The 5,655-nt window shown below is 56.0% G+C and carries 5 protein-coding genes and 1 pseudogene; 1 reads left to right on the top strand and 5 read right to left on the bottom strand.

Annotation, left to right across the window (positions count from 1 at the left end; genetic code table 11):
- From K5905_RS26240 to K5905_RS26220, 5 genes and pseudogenes are all read right to left on the bottom strand, one after another.
- Positions 1–700, bottom strand: a pseudogene (locus tag K5905_RS26240) (type III glutamate--ammonia ligase); the annotation flags it as partial.
- 140 nt (positions 701–840) lie between these two features.
- On the bottom strand, positions 841–2,166 hold the full coding sequence (locus tag K5905_RS26235; RefSeq protein WP_297589710.1) for an FMN-binding glutamate synthase family protein: 1,326 nt from the start codon (positions 2,164–2,166) through the stop codon (positions 841–843).
- A 2-nt stretch (positions 2,167–2,168) separates the two neighbouring features.
- Positions 2,169–2,852, bottom strand: a complete 684-nt coding sequence (locus K5905_RS26230) for a protein GlxC (protein ID WP_297589707.1) — start codon at positions 2,850–2,852, stop codon at positions 2,169–2,171.
- A 2-nt stretch (positions 2,853–2,854) separates the two neighbouring features.
- Positions 2,855–3,742 carry a glutamine amidotransferase family protein gene (locus K5905_RS26225; RefSeq protein WP_297589705.1) on the bottom strand — a complete coding sequence of 296 codons (888 nt, stop codon included), beginning with the start codon at positions 3,740–3,742 and terminating at the stop codon, positions 2,855–2,857.
- 176 nt (positions 3,743–3,918) lie between these two features.
- The gene (locus tag K5905_RS26220) at positions 3,919–4,554 is read right to left on the bottom strand and encodes an XRE family transcriptional regulator (RefSeq protein ID WP_297589703.1); all 636 of its coding nucleotides are present in this window, start codon (positions 4,552–4,554) and stop codon (positions 3,919–3,921) included.
- Between the two features lie 327 nt (positions 4,555–4,881).
- On the opposite strand from K5905_RS26220, the gene K5905_RS26215 reads away from it, so the two are divergent.
- Positions 4,882–5,655, top strand: a 774-nt coding sequence (locus K5905_RS26215; RefSeq protein WP_297589700.1) for a LysR family transcriptional regulator, incomplete at its 3' end; no start/stop codon positions are given.

Here is a 5,655-nt window from a genome sequence, read left to right as displayed (position 1 = left end):
AGGCGTTGGCCGTGCCGTCCAGATCCCAGACCGAAACATGCGCATGGCAGCCGTTGCCCGTGAGCCCTTCGACCGGTTTGGGCATGAAGGTCGCGAGAAAGCCATGCTTTTCCGCCACCGATTTCACCATGAACTTGAAAAAGCTGTGCCGGTCGGCCGTGACCAGGGCATCATCGAACTCCCAGTTCATTTCGAACTGGCCATTCGCATCCTCATGGTCGTTCTGGTAAGGCCCCCAGCCAAGTTCCAGCATATAGTCGCAGATTTCGGATATGACGTCATAGCGGCGCATGACTGCCTGTTGATCGTAGCAGGGTTTTTCGGCAGTATCGGCCGGATCGGACACTTCGGTGCCTTCCGGTGTCAGAAGAAAGAATTCCGCCTCGACCCCGGTCTTGACCCGCAAGTTTTCCTTTTCAGCTTCTGCAACCAGTTGGCGCAGCACATTTCTCGGAGCCTGACCGACCTCTTCCCCTTCCATGACGCAATTCGCTGCAACCCAGGCAACCTCCGGCTTCCAAGGCAACTGGATCACTGTGGCAGGATCCGGCATGGCCAACATGTCCGGATGCGCCGGGGTCATGTCGAGCCAGGTTGCAAACCCTGCGAACCCGGCCCCCTCTTCCACCATTGCGGAGATGGCTTGTGCGGGAACCAGCTTGGCCCTTTGAGCGCCGAAGAGATCGGTGAAGGAGATCATGAAGTATTTCACGCCGTTTTCGGCAGCAAATGCAGCAAGGTCAGTCAATGTAGAGTTCCCTTCTGTTTTTCAGTGAACCTGGCGGCAACCGCGCCCGCAAAGGCTCGTTTCTCAAGAGATCAGGCGAATTGGTTTGTTGGTTAAAACCCCGGTTTTCCCGGGTACCAATCTGTTCCGGCCAAAGGCACCTGCGCCATTGCGGCAGCCTCCATCGTCAGTGCACACAGGTCCTCCGGCTCCAGATTATGCACGTGGCTTTTGCCGCAGGCCCGTGCCAGGGTCTGGCACTCCAGCGTCATGACATTCAGATAGTTTCTGAGAAGGCGCCCTCCCTCTACCGGATCAAGACGCGATGCCAGAACAGGGTCCTGTGTCGTGATACCGGCCGGGTCGCGACCCTCGTGCCAATCGTCATAGGCACCATGTGTCGTGCCCAACGCCTTGTAATCCTCTTCCCATTTCGGATCATTGTCACCCAAAGCGACCAAAGCCGCGGTCCCAATAGCCACGGCATCCGCCCCAAGCGCCAGCGCTTTGGCAACATCTGCCCCGTTTCGGATTCCGCCCGAAACGACCAGCTGCACTTCCCGGTGCATGCCAAGATCCTGAAGGGCTTGAACGGCTGGCCGGATACAGGCAAGCGTCGGCTGACCTACATGTTCGATAAATACATCCTGCGTCGCCGCGGTTCCGCCCTGCATTCCGTCGAGCACCACCACATCAGCCCCTGCCTTGATTGCAAGCGCGGTGTCATAATAAGGCCGGGCACCGCCAATCTTGATGTAAATCGGCTTTTCCCAATTTGTGATTTCCCTAAGCTCAAGGATCTTGATTTCCAGGTCGTCCGGTCCGGTCCAGTCCGGATGACGGCATGCCGAGCGCTGGTCGATGCCAACCGGCAGATCGCGCATTCCGGCCACCCGCTCGGTGATCTTCTGGCCCAATAACATACCGCCGCCGCCCGGTTTGGCACCTTGGCCGACAACAACCTCAATGGCATCGGCACGGCGCAAATCGTCCGGGTTCATACCGTAACGGCTCGGCAGATACTGATAAACCAGCTTTTCCGAGTGACCGCGCTCTTCGGGTGTCATTCCGCCATCGCCGGTTGTCGTGGAAGTTCCGGCCAGCGTAGCCCCGCGACCAAGCGCTTCCTTGGCCTGACCGGACAATGCACCAAAGGACATGCCCGCAATGGTGATCGGGATTTTCAGCTCGATCGGCTTTTTGGCAAAGCGCGTACCAAGCGTGACCGACGTCTCGCATTTCTCCCGGTAACCTTCCAGCGGATAGCGCGAAATCGAGGCTCCGAGGAACAGCAGGTCGTCAAAATGAGGAACACGCCGCTTGGCGCCCCCACCGCGGATATCATAAATGCCGCTTGCCGCAGCCCGGCGAATTTCGGAATTGGTCTCGCGCGAGAACGTCCAACTCTGGATCGGATCGGTATGAGGTGTCTTGTCCATGATCAATACTCACCCGCGTGATCAATGTTGAAATTGTAAAGCTCGCGCGCCGAACCGTAACGACGGAATTCTTGCGGACTGGCATCGGCACCTGCCTGTTTCAGGAGATCTGCCAGCAGCTCAAGATGTTCCGGTCGCACTTCCTTCTCCACGCAGTCGGCGCCAAGGGATTTGACACTTCCACGCACGAAAAGCTGTGCTTCGTAAAGGCTGTCGCCCAGGGCATCTCCTGCGTCCCCCAGCACAACAAGATTTCCCTTTTGCGCCATGAAAGCCGACATATGGCCGATATTGCCGTGGACCACGATGTCGATCCCCTTCATCGAGATGCCGCACCTGGAAGAGGCATTGCCTTTGATATTCAACAGACCGCCATGTCCCGTGGCACCGGCATACTGGCTGGCGTCTCCCTCGATCGTCACGACGCCGGACATCATGTTTTCGGCGACACCCGGACCTGCTGATCCCTCGACGGTCACGCTCGCATCCTTGTTCATGCCCGCGCAATAGTAACCGGTAGACCCTTTGATGGTCACCGAGATCGGCCCGTCCAATCCGACGGCAATTGCATGTGATCCGCGCGGGTTGACGATCTCATAAGCTTCGTTTCTCCGGGTATTCGCAGCATTCTGAAGCGTTGTATTGATGTCTCGAAGCGAGATTTCCGAAGCATCCAGAACATTCATGATCAGCGCTCCCAGAAATAAACGGTTGCAGGCTCCGGTTCCCAGACCCTTGCGGTCTCGATGCCAGGCAGGTCGGCAAAGGCGCGGTATTCCGATGCGAAGGCGACATAATCATCCGTCTCGGCCATGACCGCCGGTTTGCAGGCGATCGGATCACGCACCACACCAAAGCCGTTGCGAGTGCCTGTTACGAAGGTGAAGAACCCGTCGAGATCATCCAGTGTTCCTTCAAGAGCCTCACCGAGCGGTGTCCCGTCCTCAATCCGTGAAGCAATGTAGGCCGCACCAACCTCAGTATCATTTTCGGTCTTGGTGAAAACCCCTTTTCTGGCCAACGTCCGGCGCATCTGATTGTGGTTTGAAAGTGATCCATTGTGCACCAGACACTGGTCGTCAGCGGTTGAAAACGGATGTGCTCCAAGCGTTGTCACAGCAGATTCTGTCGCCATGCGCGTATGCCCGATACCGTGGGATCCGCCCATTTCGCGAATTCCAAACCGCGCAGCGACATCCTTCGGCAGGCCAACTTCCTTATAGATTTCCATTGAGGTTCCCGCCCCCATGACCCGAAGACCCCGGTCCTCTAGCGCAGCAACAGCAGCATCCTTTGCCTGGATCGGAACCGTCAGAACCGCATGCGTATCGACCCGCTTCAATGTCAAAGGCACGCAAAGCGTTTCCGACAGGTCTTCCTTCAGCCCGGCAAAATCCACCTCCGGTGTGTCCGATTGCAGAGTGATTTTCAGACCGTCGCCTGCCTCGCCATAGATTGCGATCCCGGCGCTGTCGGGGCCGCGATCCGTCATGGTGATGAGCATGTCGGTCAGCATGTCACCCAAGTGAGGATGCAACGCATCCTTCTTTAGAAACAGGCCAACAATTCCGCACATAGTTATCTCCGTTCAGTGCCAGAGCGTCATCTCTGATATTCACTAAACAGAAATATTTTTTCTTTTCAAGAAACTATTTTAGGCAAAACCAGGAAACCTGCCGCCGGATACACTCCTAGAACACCGTCATCAATTTCATGACAACCGGCTGCTTGCCCTCCGTCAGCTGAACAAACTCAATCGTTCTGCGGATATGTGATTATGGAAAGGTATTTTGCCGGAAGTTCCAGAAGGACTTCAGGACCATGAGGCGCATCTGAATCGAACAGAAGAGAGTCGCCCGGCTCCATAAGATAGAGTTTGTCTCCATGGCGATATTCGACCCGTCCTTCCAGCATGTAGAGAAACTCCATTCCCTCGTGCTGGAAGGTTGGAAAACGGTCGCTTTTGTCGTTCAGCGTGATCAGATAGGGTTCCGTGAACACGCCGCTCGCATTGGCCCCTATGTGGCCCAGCAGATTATATTGATGCCCGGCACGCGTGCCTGCCCTGTCCGTCTCAACTCCCTGCCCGGCCTTGACGTGCATGCAACCACGTTCTTCCTCGTAACCGGAAAACAACTGGACCAGCGGAACCTGAAGTGCATTGGCTAGTGTCTGGATCGTCGAGAGAGATGGCGAAATGACGCCGTTTTCAATCTTGGACAACATGCCGACGGAAAGCCCGGTCTGTGCGGCAAGATCTGCCCCGGTCATCCTCTGACGTTTGCGCAAAGAACGCACCTGCCGGCCGATTGCCACTTCCAGATTCTTTTCACGCTGCTCCCGAAGCGCGTGGGGATCCTGATTTCGGCGTTGATCCTTGTCTGACAAATCCGCCTCTCCTACTGCAAAGGTGCAAAACGGTGCGAACAGCGAAGCCGCTCTGTTTCGAACGCTATCGCGGAGGCAACCTTATCCCTCATCTTATGTTTTAAGGCAGTTAGCAAGGCGTATGACAATTCGGTCTTACTTCGTGTCATCATCCGCGAGCCAATGTTTTGAATGTCGTGCACCATTCAGACGTTAACCGGCCAGCGGAACTCATCGAACGCATTCGCCCTCCCGACTCCTTGCATTTCAGATGCCTATGCCGAATAAACTCAACACGGTACATTGCGAGCGCAGGTGCCGTCAGGTTTGGGAGGGCCACCATAAAAAATGAATTTCCGCCAACTGGAAGCATTTCGCGCGGTTCGAGATACCGGTTCAACCACTTTGGCGGCAGGTCGGATCGGTGTGACCCAATCCACAATCAGCCGCCTCATTCTCCAGCTTGAAGACGATATCGGTTATCAGCTGTTTGACCGGCAAGGTGCAGGCCTGACGCTGACACCGGAAGGTCTCGACTTTTCCGAAATCGCGGAACGGATCCTTGCCGAGATTGAACGTATCAATCTCATGTCGCGCAACATCCGTCAGCTCAGCACGCGAACGGTCCGAATTGCTGCCATGCCGGCGATCGGCACCTGCATGACACCCGCCCCGCTGCGCCAGTTTCTGGATGAAAATCCGAACGTCCATCTCAAGGTAGATCTGAAACCACGCTCTGAAGTCCAGTCGCTTGTTATCAATGGAAAATGCGACCTCGGACTGGTGACGCTTCCTCTTTCGGACGACGGATTGACCATAGAACCCTTGTGCGAGGAGGAAACGGTCTGCGTTTTGCCGCCCGGACACCCGCTCGCGGAACGTGAGGTCATTTCGTTCGAGGACTTGGCAAGCGAACGACTGATTTCAATCGCCACGCACACAATCCTGCGCTACCGGCTCGAGGAAGCCCTAAGCCGAGCTGGTGTTCAGTTGAGTTCCGTTTGTGAAACGGATTCCACCATTTTGGTCGCCAATCTTGTTGCGGCAAATGCGGGTGTCGCGATCATTCACAAGGTGGTTGCCGATATGCTTGAAGACAGGGTCGTCATCCGCCCCCTCGCA

The sequence above is a fragment of the Roseibium sp. genome (assembly GCF_025698965.1).
GTDB lineage: Bacteria > Pseudomonadota > Alphaproteobacteria > Rhizobiales > Stappiaceae > Roseibium.
This window is presented reverse-complemented; position numbering and strand designations above follow the sequence as displayed.